Annotated in this window: 17 protein-coding genes; 14 read left to right on the plus strand and 3 right to left on the minus strand. The window is 64.0% G+C overall.

Annotation, left to right across the window (positions count from 1 at the left end):
* Window positions 1-149 precede the first annotated feature (149 nt).
* The 10 genes from IVA79_RS00440 (at window position 150) to IVA79_RS00485 (ending at window position 9,071) form a co-directional block, all read left to right on the plus strand.
* Window positions 150-314: a Flp family type IVb pilin gene (locus IVA79_RS00440; protein ID WP_106941836.1), complete on the plus strand. Its 165-nt coding sequence runs from the start codon at window positions 150-152 to the stop codon at window positions 312-314.
* Between the two features lie 74 nt (window positions 315-388).
* Window positions 389-529: a hypothetical protein gene (locus IVA79_RS00445; RefSeq protein WP_247549674.1), complete on the plus strand. Its 141-nt coding sequence runs from the start codon at window positions 389-391 to the stop codon at window positions 527-529.
* A gap of 115 nt (window positions 530-644) precedes the next feature.
* Complete coding sequence (locus tag IVA79_RS00450; RefSeq protein ID WP_246926132.1) at window positions 645-1,169, plus strand: prepilin peptidase; 525 nt, start codon at window positions 645-647, stop codon at window positions 1,167-1,169.
* A gap of 128 nt (window positions 1,170-1,297) precedes the next feature.
* A complete protein-coding gene (cpaB, locus tag IVA79_RS00455) occupies window positions 1,298-2,095 on the plus strand; it encodes a Flp pilus assembly protein CpaB (protein WP_247549458.1) in 798 nt (265 codons plus the stop codon).
* 11 nt (window positions 2,096-2,106) lie between these two features.
* Window positions 2,107-3,582, plus strand: coding sequence for a type II and III secretion system protein family protein (locus tag IVA79_RS00460; RefSeq protein ID WP_247549664.1), 1,476 nt, complete (start codon window positions 2,107-2,109; stop codon window positions 3,580-3,582).
* Window positions 3,583-3,602: 20 nt separating this feature from the next.
* Entirely contained in the window at window positions 3,603-4,337 is a 735-nt protein-coding gene (locus tag IVA79_RS00465) for a CpaD family pilus assembly protein (RefSeq protein ID WP_247549460.1), read from the plus strand.
* Window positions 4,334-5,602, plus strand: coding sequence for an AAA family ATPase (locus IVA79_RS00470; protein WP_247549462.1), 1,269 nt, complete (start codon window positions 4,334-4,336; stop codon window positions 5,600-5,602). The genes IVA79_RS00465 and IVA79_RS00470 overlap by 4 nt, the downstream gene beginning before the upstream one ends.
* A 21-nt stretch (window positions 5,603-5,623) precedes the next feature.
* On the plus strand, window positions 5,624-7,093 hold the full coding sequence (locus IVA79_RS00475; protein WP_247549464.1) for a CpaF family protein: 1,470 nt from the start codon (window positions 5,624-5,626) through the stop codon (window positions 7,091-7,093).
* Window positions 7,094-7,109: 16 nt separating this feature from the next.
* A complete protein-coding gene (locus IVA79_RS00480) occupies window positions 7,110-8,087 on the plus strand; it encodes a type II secretion system F family protein (RefSeq protein WP_247549465.1) in 978 nt (325 codons plus the stop codon).
* Between the two features lie 9 nt (window positions 8,088-8,096).
* On the plus strand, window positions 8,097-9,071 hold the full coding sequence (locus tag IVA79_RS00485) for a type II secretion system F family protein (RefSeq protein ID WP_247549467.1): 975 nt from the start codon (window positions 8,097-8,099) through the stop codon (window positions 9,069-9,071).
* Window positions 9,072-9,132: 61 nt separating this feature from the next.
* On the opposite strand, the gene IVA79_RS00490 is transcribed toward IVA79_RS00485, so the two are convergent.
* Entirely contained in the window at window positions 9,133-9,963 is an 831-nt protein-coding gene (locus tag IVA79_RS00490; protein ID WP_247549468.1) for a tetratricopeptide repeat protein, read from the minus strand.
* 188 nt (window positions 9,964-10,151) lie between these two features.
* On the minus strand, window positions 10,152-10,355 hold the full coding sequence (locus tag IVA79_RS00495; RefSeq protein WP_246923905.1) for a hypothetical protein: 204 nt from the start codon (window positions 10,353-10,355) through the stop codon (window positions 10,152-10,154).
* A gap of 201 nt (window positions 10,356-10,556) precedes the next feature.
* Here IVA79_RS00495 and IVA79_RS00500 point away from each other — a divergent pair, with 201 nt between their 5' ends.
* From IVA79_RS00500 to IVA79_RS00515, 4 genes are all read left to right on the plus strand, one after another.
* Window positions 10,557-11,930, plus strand: coding sequence for a leucyl aminopeptidase family protein (locus IVA79_RS00500; protein WP_247549470.1), 1,374 nt, complete (start codon window positions 10,557-10,559; stop codon window positions 11,928-11,930).
* Complete coding sequence (locus IVA79_RS00505; protein WP_247549471.1) at window positions 11,923-12,765, plus strand: C40 family peptidase; 843 nt, start codon at window positions 11,923-11,925, stop codon at window positions 12,763-12,765. The genes IVA79_RS00500 and IVA79_RS00505 overlap by 8 nt, the downstream gene beginning before the upstream one ends.
* Before the next feature lie 277 nt (window positions 12,766-13,042).
* A complete protein-coding gene (locus IVA79_RS00510) occupies window positions 13,043-13,423 on the plus strand; it encodes a PRC-barrel domain-containing protein (RefSeq protein WP_247549473.1) in 381 nt (126 codons plus the stop codon).
* A gap of 528 nt (window positions 13,424-13,951) precedes the next feature.
* Window positions 13,952-14,317: a VOC family protein gene (locus IVA79_RS00515; RefSeq protein WP_247549475.1), complete on the plus strand. Its 366-nt coding sequence runs from the start codon at window positions 13,952-13,954 to the stop codon at window positions 14,315-14,317.
* 175 nt (window positions 14,318-14,492) lie between these two features.
* Here the strand turns inward: IVA79_RS00515 and IVA79_RS00520 are convergent, their stop codons facing one another.
* The gene (locus IVA79_RS00520; RefSeq protein ID WP_247549477.1) at window positions 14,493-16,130 is read right to left on the minus strand and encodes an ABC transporter ATP-binding protein; all 1,638 of its coding nucleotides are present in this window, start codon (window positions 16,128-16,130) and stop codon (window positions 14,493-14,495) included.
* Window positions 16,131-16,134 lie beyond the last annotated feature (4 nt).

Here is a 16,134-nt window from a genome sequence, read left to right on the forward strand (position 1 = left end):
AAGGTGAAATTCACTTTGGGCGAAAGCATCGCGCCAGAATCGGATTTGCTCGTTCGGATTAACTCTACCGAAAGAGCTCGGCTCTCATGGTCGTCAGGTCAATGACGGCGCCGAACGAGGCGATCCCCACCCCAGATGGAGTTTTGTTCATGAAGAACTTGATTGCACGTTTCGCGAAGGATGAATCCGGCGCCACCGCCATCGAATACGGTCTGATCGCCGCCGGCATCGCGCTGGCGATTATCACCGTCGTCAACAATCTCGGCACCACGCTGAACGCCAAGTTCACCTCGATCAGCACGTCGCTGAAGTAAGCGACCGACGAACGACGGCAAACGCCCCGGATCTCCGGGGCCTTTGTTTTTGAAGACGGCGAGTTCCAGTGGCGTTGCGCGAGTACAGAACCGATGCCGCGGTTGCGGCAAGCGAGGCGGAGGCGGCACAGGCCGGCTCGCCGGTCTATTGGGTCTGCCTTGCGCTGCTGCTCGCAACAGTCGCCCTCGCCGCGCGCATTGCCAGCCTCTGGTGAGCGCGCGTTCGGCACCCGCGCGTCCCTCGCTGCCGTTGTCGGTTTGTTTAGCACTGCCGGCTAGCATCGCCCGACGCCAGTTCCCGCGGCAAACTCAGGCCTCAAGACGCAGCTCATGATCCTCGACCTTGCGCGCCTTCTGCTCTTCCCGGCCCTGATGGCGTTCGCCGCCGCGAGCGATCTCTTCACGATGACGATCTCGAACCGGGTGTCGCTGGCGCTGGTCGCCGGCTTCTTCGCGCTTGCCCTCGCCGGTGGCATGGCACCTTACGAGATGCTGAGCCATGTCGGCGCCGGCGCGCTTCTCCTGGTCGTGGCCTTCACCTGCTTTGCGATGGGCTGGGTCGGCGGCGGCGATGCCAAGGTCGCGGCCTCGGTCGCGCTCTGGTTCGGGTTCGCGCAGTTGATGAACTTCCTGCTCTACGCCTCGCTGTTCGGCGGCGCGCTGACGCTGCTCCTGCTCCAGTTCCGGCAATGGCCGCTGCCCTATGGGCTGGCGGGTCAGGCCTGGCTTGCACGGCTGCACGCCAAGGAGAGCGGCATCCCCTATGGCATCGCGCTCGCCCTGAGCGCGCTGATGGTCTACCCGGAGACCGAATGGGTGAAGGCGATCGACCTCGCTCACCTCGCACTGCGCTGAACGCACCGGGTAAACCCGGCGTTAAGACGATTTAGATACGCCTCATTAACCATGCTTTGACGAATAGCTGGTCAACTGCCGATTACGGCGGCGGCAGCGTCGCGGCGTTTTGTTGGAAAGTGAAGCGTATGAATAGGGCACGCATTGTCGTCCTGACGGTCGCCATCTGCGCCGGCGGCGTCGCCGCGTACCTGGCCAGCGGCTCGGACAATTCTGCGCCGCCTCCGGCTCCGGTCGCGCAGCTTCCGACCGTCGACGTTCTCGTGGCCAAGACCGACATCGGCCTCGGCCAAACCGTGAAGCTGGAAGACGTGCAGTGGCAGACCTGGCCGGCCGCGACCGCCAGCGCCACCTTCATCCGCCGCAACGAGCGTCCCGAGGGCGCGACCCAGGTGACCGGCTCGATTGCGCGCGCCCCCTTCATTCAGGGTGAGCCGATTCGCGACCAGAAGTTGGTCAAGGCCGAAGGCTCCGGTTTCATGGCGGCAATCCTGCCCACCGGCATGCGGGCGATCTCGACCGAAATCTCGCCGGAGACCGGCGCAGGCGGCTTCATCCTGCCCAACGATCGCGTCGACGTCCTTCTCACGCGCCGGCTGAAGAACCCGGACCAGAGCGGCGGCGCCCCCGAGGTCGTCTCCTCCGAGATCATCCTGGCCAATATCCGCGTCCTCGCCATCGATCAGGCACCGAAGGAGAAGGACGGCCAGAACACGGTGGTCGGCAAGACCGTCACCCTCGAGCTCAATCCCGCGCAGACCGCAACGTTGTCGGCGGCCCGCCAGAGCGGCACGCTGTCGCTGGCGCTGCGCAGCATCGTCGACGTCAAGATGAGCGAAATCACGCTCGATGACTCCGCGCAGAAGCGCGACGGTGTTTCGATCATTCGCTACGGCATTCCAAGTCAGACGGCGAAGGCACGATGAAGACAGTCGATATGAAATGCAGGGTGGATTTGGCGACGATGCGAACCTCCATGGTCCGCGCCCTGTCGTTTTCGGCCGCTATCGCGCTGGCGCTCAACCCGGTCCTGCCCCCCGTGGTCGCTGCCGATTACCGCCCCGCGGCGTCGGCCGCGGCCGACGGCCAGATGAACGCGCGCTTCCTCTCGCTCGGCGTCGGCAAGTCCATCGTGATCGACCTGCCGCGCGACATCAAGGACGTGCTGGTCGCCGATCCCAAGATCGCCAATGCGGTGGTCCGCTCGGCGCAGCGCGCCTATATCATCGGCGCCGCGGTCGGCCAGACCAATATCGTGTTCTTCGATTCCGCCGGTCAGCAGATTGCGGCCTACGACATCGCGGTCAAGCGTGACCTCAACGGCGTGCGGGCCGCGCTGAAGCAGATCCTGCCCAATTCGGACATCCAGATCGACGGACTCGGCGACGGCATCGTCCTGACCGGCACGGCGGCGAATCCGATGGAAGCGCAGCAGGCCAACGATCTCGCCGCGCGCCTGGCCGGCGGCGCCGACAAGGTGGTGAACTCGATCGTGATCCGCGGCCGCGACCAGGTCATGCTCAAGGTGACGGTGGCCGAGGTCCAGCGCAACATCGTCAAGCAGCTCGGCATCGACCTGACCGCCAACCTCAACTACGGCACCTCCGTGGTGACCTTCTCCAACTCGAATCCGTTCACGGCACTCGGCAAGAACCTCGTGGACGGCAACAATCTGACCACGAAGTTCGGCGCCGCGCCGTCGGTGCAGGCCACCCTGCGCGCGATGGAAACCGCGGGTGTGATCCGCACGCTGGCCGAACCGAACCTGACCGCGATCTCCGGCGAATCCGCAACGTTCATTGCCGGCGGCGAATTTCCGGTCCCGGCAGGCTATGCGTGCGATCCCACCACGCATGTCTGTACCACCCAGATCAGCTTCAAGAAGTTCGGCATCTCGCTCAACTTTACCCCCGTGGTGCTGAGCGAAGGCAAGATCAGCCTGCGGGTGATGACCGAGGTCTCCGAGCTTTCGAACGAAAATGCGATCACACTGTCGCAGGCCGTGACCTCGACGTCGGTGAACTCGCTGACGGTGCCCTCGATCAGGACCCGCCGCGCGGAGACCTCGCTGGAAATTCCCTCCGGCGGCGCAATGGCGATGGCCGGCCTGATCCATCAGCAGACCAAGCAGGCCGTCAGCGGACTGCCGGGACTGATGCAGCTCCCGATCCTCGGCACGCTGTTCCGCAGCCGCGACTTCGTCAACAACGCGACCGAGCTGGTCGTGATCGTGACGCCTTACGTCGTTCGCGCGGTGGCGCCGAAGGATCTGTCGCGACCGGATGACGGCTTTGCCCCGCCAGCGGACCCGCAGGCCCAGCTGATCGGCAACATCAACCGAATCTACGGTGTGCCTGGACGGACCGAGCCGGCCAAGAACTACCGCGGCACTTACGGCTTCATCACCGACTGATGCGGAACGGGGACCTCACGATGATCACAAGACCACCCCAGCTTCGCAAACGCGCCATCCGCCTCGGTGGCGCGCTGGTCGGCATGGCGCTCGCGCTCGGCGGCTGCCAGCACGACGAAGTCGTCACCGCCTCCATTCCCGACGACTACAAGCAGCGCCATCCGATCGCGATCGAGGAGCAGAACCGCTCGATCGTCGTCTTCGTCGGCCATGCCCGCGGCGGATTGACCGCCGCCCAGCGCGCGGACGTGATGGGTGTCGCATCGGCATGGTTGCACGAAGGCACGGGCGCCATCCGTATCGACGTGCCGTCCGGCACGCCCAACGCGCGTCCGGTCGCGGACACGATGCGTGAAATCCAGGCGATGCTGGCGGGCGCAGGCGTTCCGCCGCGCGGCGTGAACATTCGTCCCTATCAGCCGGAAGACAAACGTTTCCTGCCGCCGATCCGGCTCACCTATTCCAAGATCGCCGCGGTCGCGGGTCCCTGTGGCCTGTGGCCGGAGGACATCGGCCCTTCGATGAAGAACAAGAGCTGGTTCGAGAACAAGGACTACTACAATCACGGCTGCGCCTATCAGCGCAACCTCGCGGCGATGGTCGACAATCCGTCGGACCTCGAGCAGCCGCGACCTGAAACGCCGTCCTACACGGCCCGCCGTATCACCGGCCTCGAGAAGTATCGCAAGGGTGTGACGACCGCGACCACCTATTCCGACTCCGACAAGGCCAAACTCAGCGACACCGGCAAATGATCAGCTACGCTCGCCAGACACACGAAGAGCAGCCGGAAACAGTTCCTCCGCCGGTCGAGGAGCACATTGCGCCCGCGCCGCGCGTCTCCGTCCAGGCCTTTTGCGAGACCGTGGAGACTGCTGCCGCGGTCCAGTCGGCCGGCGAGGATCGCCGCCTCGGCAAGGCTCATCTGAAGATCCAGATGGGCGGTATGGCGGCCGCGGTCGAAGCTTACCGCTCGGCTCCCACGCCGAACGTGATCGTGCTCGAGAGCGACGGCCGCAACGACCTCTTGGGCGGGCTCGACCAGCTCGCCACCGTCTGCGACGCCGGCACCCGCGTGGTCGTGATCGGCCGCATCAACGACGTCACGCTCTACCGCGAGCTGGTGCGTCGCGGCGTCAGCGACTATGTGCTCGCGCCGGTCGGCGCGATCGACGTCGTGCGCTCGATCTGCAACCTGTTCTCGGCGCCGGAAGCCAAGGCGGTCGGCCGCATCATCGCCGTGGTCGGCGCCAAGGGCGGCGTCGGGGCTTCCACCATCTCCCACAATGTCGCCTGGGCGATCGCGCGCGACCTCGCAATGGACGCGGTCGTTGCCGATCTCGACCTCGCCTTCGGCACCGCCGGGCTCGACTACAACCAGGATCCGCCCCAGGGCATTGCCGACGCCGTGTTCTCGCCCGATCGCGTCGACACCGCCTTCATCGACCGCCTGCTGTCGAAATGCACCGACCATCTCAGCCTGCTGGCGGCGCCGGCGACGCTCGACCGGGTCTATGATTTCGGCACCGACGCGTTCGACTCCGTGTTCGACACGCTGCGCTCCACCATGCCCTGCATCGTGCTCGACATACCGCATCAATGGTCGGGCTGGACCAAGCGCGCTTTGATCGGGGCGGATGACATCCTGATCGTGGCCGCGCCTGACCTCGCCAATCTGCGCAATACCAAGAACCTGTTCGATCTGTTGAAGGCCGCGCGTCCCAATGACCGACCGCCGCTCTACTGCCTGAACCAGGTCGGCGTGCCCAAGCGACCCGAAATCGCCGCCGCGGAGTTCGCCAAGGCGATCGAGAGCCAGCCGATCGTCTCGATCCCGTTCGAGCCGCAGATTTTCGGCTCGGCGGCCAACAACGGCCAGATGATCGCGGAGATTTCCGCCAACCACAAGTCGATCGAGATGTTCCTTCAGATCGCCCAGCGCCTGACCGGCCGCAGCGAGACCAAGAAACAAAAGTCGTCCCTGTTTTCACCCCTGATTGACAAGTTGCGGGGAAAATAAGCCGCCGCATGGAGTTGTTAAGTGTTCGGTAAGCGTAGCGGAACAGACACCGACCTTCGGGCGCCCAAGCCCGGCGCCGTGTCGCCCGAGCCTGCCCAGGCTCCGGCGCCGACGGTGTCGCGCGCCCCGCCTCCGCCGGCCGTCGCCTCCCCGCCGCTTGCGCCTGCCAAGGCGCCGCCGCCTCCGGCCATGGAGAGCCGGCGTTCGGACAATTATTACGAGGTCAAGGCGACCATCTTCGGCGCGCTGATCGAGGCGATCGACCTCGCCCAGCTCGCCAAGCTCGATTCGGAGTCCGCGCGCGAGGAAATCCGCGACATCGTCAACGAGATCATCGCGATCAAGAACATCGTGATGTCGATCGCCGAGCAGGAGGAACTGCTCGACGACATCTGCAACGACGTTCTCGGCTACGGCCCGCTCGAGCCGCTACTGTCGCGCGACGACATCGCCGACATCATGGTCAACGGCGCAAACACCGTCTACATCGAAGTCGCCGGCAAGATCCAGCGCACGGGAATTCGCTTCCGCGACAACCAGCAGCTCCTCAACATCTGCCAGCGCATCGTCAGCCAGGTCGGCCGGCGCGTCGACGAATCCTCGCCGATCTGCGACGCGCGCCTCGCCGACGGCTCCCGCGTCAACGCCATCGTGCCACCGCTGTCGATCGATGGGCCGACGCTCACCATCCGCAAGTTCAAGAAGGACAAGCTGACGCTGGATCAGCTCGTCAAGTTCGGCGCGATCTCGCCGGAAGGCGCCGAGATTCTCCAGATCATCGGCCGCGTCCGCTGCAACGTGTTGATTTCCGGCGGTACCGGCTCGGGCAAGACCACGCTGCTCAACTGTCTGACCAATTACATCGAGCACGACGAGCGCGTCATCACCTGCGAAGACGCTGCCGAGCTCCAGCTCCAGCAGCCCCATGTGGTGCGGCTGGAGACCCGTCCGCCCAACATCGAGGGTGAGGGCCAGGTCACCATGCGCGAGCTGGTGCGCAACTGTCTGCGTATGCGTCCTGAACGCATCATCGTCGGCGAAGTCCGCGGCCCGGAGGCGTTCGACCTGCTCCAGGCCATGAACACCGGCCACGACGGCTCGATGGGGACGCTGCACGCCAACAACCCCCGCGAGGCGCTGTCGCGCTGCGAATCCATGATCACGATGGGCGGCTTTTCGCTGCCGTCACGCACCATCCGCGAGATGATCTGCGCCTCGATCGATGTCATCGTCCAGGCCGCGCGCCTGCGCGACGGCTCGCGCCGCATCACCCACATTACCGAGGTGATGGGCATGGAAGGCGACACCATCATCACCCAGGACATCTTCCTCTACGACATGGTCGGCGAGGACGCCAACGGCAAGATCATCGGCCGGCACCGCTCGACCGGCATCGGCCGCCCGAAGTTCTGGGAACGCGCCCGCTATTACGGCGACGAGAAGCGCCTTGCCGCCGCGCTCGACGCCGCGGAAGTGGCGCCCAAGACGTGAGCAGGTCAGCGACGCCATGAACATACAGGTCCTCGCCCTCGCATTTCTCGCCACCGCAGCGGTCGGCGGCATCGCCTGGGTCTTCCTCTATCCGCTGCTCTCCGGGGAACGGAAGGCGGAAAGCCGACGCGCCTCGATCTCGCGTGCCGACGCGCCCGCGGCCAAGCAGAGCGAAAAGAGCCAGCGCTCGCGCCGCGAGCAGGTCGAGACGTCGCTGAAGGATCTCGAGGCACGGCGTCAGCAGGAGAAGAGCGTTCCGCTCAATATCCGCCTGTCCCAGGCGGGTCTCGACTGGACGCCGCAGAAATTCTGGATCGTGTCCGCCGTCGTGGCGGGCGTGCTGTTCGCGGCGGCCCTGTTCGTCGGGGGCGGCCTGCTCGGCGCTGCCGGTCTCGCCTTTGCCGGAGGTTTCGGTCTGCCACGCTGGGCCTTGAGCTTCCTGAAGAAGCGCCGGGAAGACAAATTCCTGAAGGCACTCCCCGACGCGGTCGACGTCATCGTCCGCGGCATCAAGGCGGGCCTGCCGCTGTTCGAATCGATCAAGGTCGTCGCTGCGGACGCGCCCGAGCCGCTGCGCAGCGAGTTCCTGGCGATCATCGAGACGCAGGCGATCGGTATGCCGCTGGGCGAGGCTTGCTCCCGGCTCTACGATCGCATGCCGCTGCCCGAAGCCAACTTCTTCGGCATCGTCATCTCGATCCAGCAGAAATCGGGCGGCAACCTCTCCGAGGCGCTGGGCAACCTCTCCAAGGTGCTGCGCGACCGCAAGAAGATGAAAGAGAAGATCCAGGCGATGTCGATGGAAGCCAAGGCCTCGGCCGGCATCATCGGTTCGTTGCCGCCGATCGTGATGTTCCTCGTCTATCTCACGACGCCGCACTACATCTCGCTGCTTTGGACTCATCCCACCGGCCAGCTGATGCTGGTCGGCTCCGTCGTCTGGATGTCGATCGGCATCATGGTGATGAAGAAGATGATCAATTTCGATTTTTGACGGTGCCGCATGGTCGAGTTCCTCGTTTCGAAACTGCATGACGTCCGCTTCATGACCATGTTGCTGGCGGCCATCGCCGCCAGCGCCACTGTCTATACGCTGGTGATGCCGCTGTTCGCCGGCGAGGGCCTCTCCAAGCGCATGAAGGCGGTCGCGAGCGAGCGTGAGCGCATCCGGCAGCGCGAGCGCGAGCGCCTTCACAAGAACGAGAAGGTCTCGCTGCGCCAGACACCGAAGCAGCTCGTCTCCAAGGTGGTGGAGGACTTCAACCTCACCAAATGGCTCGCGCAAGAGGCGGCGCGGGACAAGCTCATCATGGCCGGCTACCGCGGCCAGGCGCCCTACATCACCTTCCTGTTTGCCCGCTTGGTCGCTCCGCTCGTGCTGTTCGTCGGCTCGGTCATCTACGTTTTCGTGATCGCGCACATGGACAAGCCGATGCCGATCAAGATCGGCATCTGCATCGGCGCGGCCTATCTCGGCCTGCAGGCGCCGATGCTGTTCCTCAAGAACGCGATCTCCAAGCGCCAGCTCTCGATCAAGCGCGCCTTTCCCGATGCACTCGACCTGCTCCTGATCTGTATCGAATCCGGCATGTCGGTCGAAATGGCGTTCCGTAAGGTCGCCACCGAAATCGTGGGACAGTCGATTGCGCTGTCGGAGGAGTTCACGCTGACCACAGCCGAATTGTCCTATCTGCAGGATCGCAAAGTCGCCTATGAGAATTTGGCGCGTCGCACCGGGCTCGAGGGCGTCAAGTCGGTGTGTCTCGCACTCATGCAGGCGGAACGCTACGGCACCCCGCTGGGTCAATCCCTGCGCGTCATGGCACAGGAAAACCGCGACATGCGCATGAACGAGGCCGAGAAGAAGGCCGCCGCGCTGCCCCCGAAGCTGACGGTGCCGATGATCCTGTTCTTCCTGCCGGTGCTGTTCATCGTCATTCTCGGGCCGACCGGCATCAAGGTCACCGAGATGCAGTGACACGAGCCACCGACCGCAGGCGGTCCGTGAGGCGATGTCGATAGTTGAAGATCGGAACCGATCAGTCGGGCTGGTTGAGCGAGGCGACCGGGGTACGCTTCGGCGCGCCGCGATGACCGTCGCTGCGGCTCAGCATCTCTTTGAGATAAGTGACATTGGCCGCGGCCTGATCCGGCGGCAGGTCCGCCTTCACGATGGTCTCGGCCTCAGCGAAGCGGCCCTGGAGACCGACGACGAGGCCGAGATTCTGCCGCACCCGGCTGCCGGCGCGCGGCGAGGCGTAGGCCTGCCGCAGCGCCTCTTCGGCCTTCGGCAGGTCTCTCGACAACATGTAGGACAGGCCGAGATTGGAGAGCACGCCGGGATCACCCGGTGCGATCTTGAGCGCGCTCGCATAATAGGAACGCGCCTCCTCGTGACGGCCCATCTGGTCCAGCGCAGTGCCCTGCACCGAGAGCAGGCGCCAGTCAGGATTATCAGGCGAATGCGCTTTCGACAGGACGTCGTAGGCCTGCTGGAAATTGCCGTTGTCGGCGAGCGCGCGGCCGTACAAAGCGAGCAGCGTCTTGTTGCCGGGATTGGCGATGGTCGCCTGCTCAAGCACGGCGGCGGCCTGGGCGCGCTGACCGTTGGCGCGCAGGGCCTGACCATAGGCAAACGCGGCCTCGGCGTCCTTGGGATTGGCGCGGTAGCGCTCGCCATAGACCTCGACGGCACGGACCGGATCTGTCGGTGTGCGATCGGTGGGACTAGCCTCCGCCCGCGGCCCGCCGACCGAGCCCGTCACATCTGAGAGTTTCGACATGGCCGTGCAGCCGCCGAGGCCCATGGCCAACGCCGCGACGACCGACGTGGACGCAAGAAGCCGGGCAAGACTGAACTGTTGACGCATGACGCCTTGACTCTCGAGCCGATTGATCGAGCCGAACGCGCCAGCAATAGACTGTTAACCCTAACGGCCGGTTAACGCCGCGTTCGCGCCCCTCACGGCGAAGTTTGCGGCGGCGCCTCACCCGCCGAGGTCCGGATCGAGGCCGAGCGCCTTCACCTGCGCGCTCAGCTCCCGCAGCAATCGCCGCCTCAATATTCGATGGCAAGCCGCTTGCGGATTTCATCGACGCGCTTGTCGAGTGCATCGAACCGCGCGTGGACGGATCGGTCATGGAGATAGAAGACGTAACCGCCGGCAAGGAGCGCGAAGATCCAGTGGTGGTGCTCGACGTAACCGAAAATCGCTTCGACGGCCTGGCCGATGAAGGTGACCACGCTCCACACAAATTCCATCGCAATTCCTCCCGGCGCGCTTTGTCGTCGGCCGCCCGAATTTCGATCCCCGGCGACCGTTGCCGGAACCTAGCATGGCCCCCTTGCCGCGAGTAGCGGCTCGCTGAACGGTGACAGCAAAGCCGATTGCAGCAGCGGCCAAACTCTGCGAAGTCTCGTCCGTTCGCATGACCCGTTTGATCTGACGATCCGGACCCGCCAATGCCATCTGTCTTCGAGACGTCGCCCACCGCCATCCCGATCAATTTCGTCACCAAATCGAGCTGGGATCGGGTCGCCGAGACGCTGCCGCCGCCACAACGGCTGTTCGCCACGGCATGCGCCTTTACCGCCAAGCCGGGCAGCTATCTCGCCCTGCCTGCGCCCGACGGCGCCGTCGCGCAGGTGCTATTCGGCCTCGAGGACGAGGGTGCAAGATCGCGCGACCTGTTCCGGCCTGGCGCCCTGCCCGGGCTGCTGCCGCCGGGCACTTATCGCTTTGCCAATACACCACACGATGCACGGCTGGCGGCACTCGCTTTCGCACTGGGGTGCTACCACTTTGCGCGCTACCGCAAGGCTGATAGCCGCAACGTCCGCCTGGTGCCGCCCGATGGCGTCGATGCGACCGAGATCGAGCGGATCGCTGATGCCGCGATGCTCGCGCGCGACCTCATCAACACGCCATCCAACGACATGGGGCCGGAACAGCTGGCCGCTGCCGCGCAAGCGCTCGCCGCCGAGTTCGGGGCAAGCTATGCCTGCACCATCGGCGAGGAGCTGGAGAAGCACTTCCCGCTGATCCACGCCGTCGGCATGGCATCCAACCGCGCGCCGCGGCTGATCGACATCGACTGGGGCGATCCAGACCATCCCAAGGTGACGCTGGTCGGCAAGGGCGTCTGCTTCGACACCGGCGGGCTCGATCTGAAGCCGTCGAGCGGCATGCTGATCATGAAAAAGGACATGGGCGGCGCCGCCAACGTGCTGGCGCTGGCGCGCATGGTGATGGACGCGAAGCTGAAGGTGCGGCTGCGCGTGCTGATCCCGGCCGTCGAGAACGCGGTCGCGGGCAACGCTTTCCGACCGCTCGACATCTTCACCTCGCGCAAGGGCATCACGGTCGAGATCGGCAATACCGACGCCGAAGGGAGGCTGGTGCTCGCCGACGCGCTGGCGCTGGCCGACGAGGAGAAGCCCGATCTGTTGATTGATCTCGGCACGCTGACCGGCGCGGCGCGCGTCGCGCTGGGGCCGGATCTGCCGCCCTTCTACACCAATGACGAGACCCTTGCCGGCGACCTTTCGCGCTGCGCGGTGCAGGAGAACGATCCGTTGTGGCGCATGCCGCTGTGGCCGCCTTACGATGCGTGGCTGGACTCCAAGACGGCCACCATCACCAACGCGCCATCAGGCGGCTTTGCGGGCTCGATCACCTGCGCGCTGTTCCTGCAACGCTTCGTCGAGCAGGCCAGGAGCTGGCTGCATGTCGACATCTATGGCTGGACGCCGTCGGCAAAACCGGCACGCCCCGAAGGCGGCGAGTGCCAGGCCGCGCGCGCCATCTACACCTTGCTGAGCGAGCGCTATGCATGATCCACGAATAACACCGGCGCGGGGCGACCTCGCCGCGAAATATCTCGAGGGCAAGGTTGAGGCGGATCGCTTCGTCGCGGGCGAAGAATTCGAGGTGGTCGAACCGGTCGTGCCGGTGCGCGAGCAGCCGTCGTCGAACGCGATGCTGATGACGGAGGCCTTGCGCGGCGAACGCGTCACCATTTACGATCGCAACGGCGAGGGGTGGGCGTGGGGCCAACTTAATGGCGATGGCTATGTCGGCTGGCTGCCGGATGCAGGGCTCATAAAGCCGTCGGTCGCCCCAACTCACCTCGTCAGCGCGCTACGGACGTTTGCGTTTCCCGGCCCTTCGATCAAGCTGCCGCCGGTCGAGACGCTCGTGATGGGATCCAGGCTCGCGGTGGCGCGCGAAGACGGCAGCTTCGCCGTGACGCACGACGGCAGATATCTGCCGAAGTCCCATCTCGCCCTGCTCGATCATCGCGAGCCGGATTTCGTCGCGGTCGCCGAGCGCTTCGTCGGCACGCCCTATCTCTGGGGCGGCAAGAGCAGTCTTGGCATCGACTGTTCCGGTCTCGTCCAGGTCTCGCTGACATCGGCGGGCATCGGCTGCCCGCGCGACAGCGACATGCAGCAGGCCGGTCTCGGCCGCGTACTGGCTCCGAACGAGATAAGCAGGCTGCAGCGCGGCGACCTGATCTTCTGGAAAGGCCATGTCGCCATCGTGCGCAACGCCAGCACCATGGTTCACGCCAACGCGCATCACATGGCGACGGTGATTGAGCCGATCGAACCAGCGATCGCGCGCATCAAGCAGGCCGGCAGCGAGGCCGTTGCGATCAAGCGGCTCTAGGGCGCGTCCCCATGAATTCGTTGCGTCCGCTTTATTCTTGGAAGGCGATGTTGAAGCCGACATGGCCGCATGTCGGCTTTGGTCAGGACTGCATCCACGGCCCCGAGAGGAGGGAGCTCAGGTTTTTGCAATAGGTTTTCGGGCACCGGAGGTTGTTGGAGCCGATGTCGGCGACGATAGATCGCTGGTAGCGCTGTGAAATGTTCTCCGCTGACAGGAACACCGCCCGTAACGGCCGAGTTAAATGGGGAAATTCACCTCTAAGGGAGTCGAAACCATGGCCCGCGCAACAGCCCATCCGGATCATCAATGCATCTCAAGCGAAGACATTCAGGGAACCCAGGTCTATGGAGTAGATCGAAAGAATATTGGTGAGATTGATCATCTGATCATCGACAAGATGTCAGGTCGTGTGGCTTACGCCGTCATGAGCTTTGGCGGCTTTGTTGGATTGGGCCACAGCCATTATCCCATTCCATGGGGCGCACTGACATTTGATCGGTCGCTTGGTGGTTTTCGAACCAATATCACCGAGCAACAGCTAAGGGACGCGCCCGAGTTCAGTGATGATTCCTGGCAGGATCGAGACTGGGAAACACGCACTCACCAGTACTACGGGACGCCTACATACTGGGAGGCGCGTCCAGGTGGCTTATAACGCGAGTCAGCGCATCTGGAGACTCTCGATTGTCGAGTCATCGAAGAGCTGATCGACCAAGCCACTCAGCTGAGGCGGTCAATGCTGTGGCGCGGCTCATATCGCGCCTACGAGTGCCAGCGAAGACGCTTGAAAGACATCGCCAAACGGCCTTGAGCTAAGTGTCTAAGTGTCCGAGTTCGTCGGATTCGAGTCAATTGCGGACATTCCGAAGTTGTCGCAGTGTCTTCGTGCGACGCCACCTGTTCCCTGGACGCGTCAGGTGACGTAGAATGTCACTGCCTTCGAAGCGGGACGCTGTTCGGCTTTGGCCCAGGCTGTGTCCAATAGCTGCCATTCACCCACCCACACTCGGGGATCATCCTCGGCATCCGTCGGATTGCCACGGCTGTCCGGTTCACGAGTCGCAAAATGCGGCGTCGGATCGAATTGTGCGCAACGCTCGCCCGCCCGAAAACGCCGCGCTCGTTGAAACGCGACGCAAATCTGTGCGTTGACCCACCTGTCGGTGAGGACGGAGCGCGAACAATGGCATCCATCCGATACGTTGTGACGGACATCGATAAATCGGTCGAATTCTATCGCGATAAACTCGAGTTCTCGGTGGACATGCACAATCCCAGCAAGTTCGCAGCGCTTATTCGTGATGATCTGACGCTCTACTTGAGCGCCCCAGGGGCGGGTAGTGGAGGAACTGCTGGCGGCAATCCGGAGCCTGGTGGATGGAACCGATTCATGATTGTTACGAAAGACATAGATGATCTCATCGGTCGATTGAACGCTGGTGGGGCCAAATTTAGAGGAGAAATCAGCGAGGCCGGAGCGGGTCGCGCCAGGCTTCTTGAAGATCCGTCGGGCAATCTGATTGAACTATTTGAGTTCAAGAAGAAATAAGTGATGTCCACTGCCGTCGACTTCGAGAGGTCTCATTTTGTCATTCCGGGATACGCACGCCAACGCGCACTCCATGATGTGCCCCGCGGCCGTCCTTCGAGGCGCCCGCTTGTCGCGGGCTGCTCAGGATGCCGCAGCGATCGCGCCGCCGCCGTGACAACAATATCACGTTCCCTCAAGTCGCGACCGCGCCTCCGCCCTCGCTCTCGAGCCGGAATGCCGCTGCGAACAGCGCCCGCGTGTAATCCGTCTTCGGGGTCTTGAACAGCTCGGCGGCCTGTCCCTCTTCGACGACCTTGCCGCCGCGCATCACGATCAGGTGGCTCGCGAGCGAGGCGACAACACGCAGATCGTGCGAGATGAACACGTAGGTGAGCTCGCGCTTGCGCTGCAGCTCGCGCAGCAGGTCGACCATCTGCGCTTGGAACAGCATGTCGAGCGCGCTGGTCGGCTCGTCCAGCACGACGAAATCCGGCTCAAGCACCACCGCCCGCGCGATACTGATGCGCTGGCGCTGGCCGCCGGAGAATTCATGCGGATAGCGGAAGCGCGTCTCAGGATTGAGCCCGACATCCTCGAGCGCCTTGACGACGCGCGCTTCGCGTTCCTCGCGCGAGAGTCCTGGCTGATGCACGAAGAGGCCTTCGGCAATGATGTCGGCGATCGACATGCGCGGTGAGAGCGAGCCGAATGGGTCCTGGAACACGATCTGCATGTCGCGCCGGAAGGGCCGCATCTCCTTGAAGCGCAGGCCCTGGATGTCTTTACCCAAGAACACGATGCGCCCGTTCGAGGAGATCAGCCGCAGCAGCGCCAGCCCCAGCGTAGTCTTGCCCGAGCCTGATTCTCCGACGACGCCGAGCGTCTCGCCCTTGCGCACCGCGATGCTAACGCCGTCAACCGCCTTGATGTGGCCGACCGTCTTGCGCAGCAAACCGCGCTTGATCGGAAACCAGACCTTCAGGTCATTGGCCGACATCACCACCGGCGCATCCGGCTGCGGAGGGGCCGGATCCGGCTTCGGCTCGGCCGCGAGCAGATCGCGCGTATAGGGATGTTTCGGCGACTTGAAGACCTGCTCGACCGGTCCCTGCTCGACGATCTCGCCGCTCTTCATGACACAGATATGGTCGGCGATGCGGCGCACGATGCCGAGATCGTGGGTGATGAAGAGCAGGCTCATGCCGAGCCGCGCGCGGATCTCGGCGAGCAACGCCAGAATCTGTGCCTGCACGGTGACGTCGAGCGCCGTCGTCGGCTCGTCCGCGATCAACAGATCCGGCTCGTTGGCGAGTGCCATTGCGATCATCACGCGCTGGCGCTGACCGCCGGAGAGCTGATGCGGATAGCTCTTCAGCCGCGTCTCGGGCTCGGGGATACCGACCTGCGTCAGCAGCTCCAGCGTCCGTCTGCGCGCCTGCGCATTACTGGTCGGATTGTGCAACTGGATGATCTCGCCGATCTGCGCTTCGATCGTGTGCAACGGATTGAGCGAGGTCATCGGCTCCTGGAAGATGATGGAGATGTCGCTACCGCGAATCTGCCGCATCTGCTGCTCGGATTGGTCGATCAGCTCCTGCCCCTTGAAGCGGATACTTCCCGAGGGATGCGAGGCGTTCGGATATGGCAGCAGCTTCAGGATCGAGAGCGCGCTGACCGACTTGCCGGAGCCGGATTCGCCGACCAGCGCGACGCATTCGCCGCGCTTGATCTGGAACGAGACCTTGTCGACCGCGAGCGTCGTAGCGCCGCCCTGGTGGAAGGCCACCGAAAGCTCGCGAACGCTGAGCAGGGGCTGGTTGATCGCGTCCATTGGA

Source organism: Bradyrhizobium sp. 138, assembly GCF_023074075.1.
Classification (GTDB): domain Bacteria; phylum Pseudomonadota; class Alphaproteobacteria; order Rhizobiales; family Xanthobacteraceae; genus Bradyrhizobium.

Bases quoted from the DNA above. Each gene is read 5' to 3' on its own strand.
- IVA79_RS00440 (WP_106941836.1), top strand. From the start codon at position 150: ATGAAGAACTTGATTGCACGTTTCGCGAAGGATGAATCCGGCGCCACC.
- IVA79_RS00450 (WP_246926132.1), top strand. From the start codon at position 645: ATGATCCTCGACCTTGCGCGCCTTCTGCTCTTCCCGGCCCTGATGGCG.
- cpaB (WP_247549458.1), top strand. From the start codon at position 1,298: ATGAATAGGGCACGCATTGTCGTCCTGACGGTCGCCATCTGCGCCGGC.
- IVA79_RS00460 (WP_247549664.1), top strand. From the start codon at position 2,107: ATGAAATGCAGGGTGGATTTGGCGACGATGCGAACCTCCATGGTCCGC.
- IVA79_RS00465 (WP_247549460.1), top strand. From the start codon at position 3,603: ATGATCACAAGACCACCCCAGCTTCGCAAACGCGCCATCCGCCTCGGT.
- IVA79_RS00470 (WP_247549462.1), top strand. From the start codon at position 4,334: ATGATCAGCTACGCTCGCCAGACACACGAAGAGCAGCCGGAAACAGTT.
- IVA79_RS00480 (WP_247549465.1), top strand. From the start codon at position 7,110: ATGAACATACAGGTCCTCGCCCTCGCATTTCTCGCCACCGCAGCGGTC.
- IVA79_RS00485 (WP_247549467.1), top strand. From the start codon at position 8,097: ATGGTCGAGTTCCTCGTTTCGAAACTGCATGACGTCCGCTTCATGACC.
- IVA79_RS00490 (WP_247549468.1), bottom strand. From the start codon at position 9,963: ATGCGTCAACAGTTCAGTCTTGCCCGGCTTCTTGCGTCCACGTCGGTC.
- IVA79_RS00495 (WP_246923905.1), bottom strand. From the start codon at position 10,355: ATGGAATTTGTGTGGAGCGTGGTCACCTTCATCGGCCAGGCCGTCGAA.
- IVA79_RS00500 (WP_247549470.1), top strand. From the start codon at position 10,557: ATGCCATCTGTCTTCGAGACGTCGCCCACCGCCATCCCGATCAATTTC.
- IVA79_RS00505 (WP_247549471.1), top strand. From the start codon at position 11,923: ATGCATGATCCACGAATAACACCGGCGCGGGGCGACCTCGCCGCGAAA.
- IVA79_RS00510 (WP_247549473.1), top strand. From the start codon at position 13,043: ATGGCCCGCGCAACAGCCCATCCGGATCATCAATGCATCTCAAGCGAA.
- IVA79_RS00515 (WP_247549475.1), top strand. From the start codon at position 13,952: ATGGCATCCATCCGATACGTTGTGACGGACATCGATAAATCGGTCGAA.
- IVA79_RS00520 (WP_247549477.1), bottom strand. From the start codon at position 16,130: ATGGACGCGATCAACCAGCCCCTGCTCAGCGTTCGCGAGCTTTCGGTG.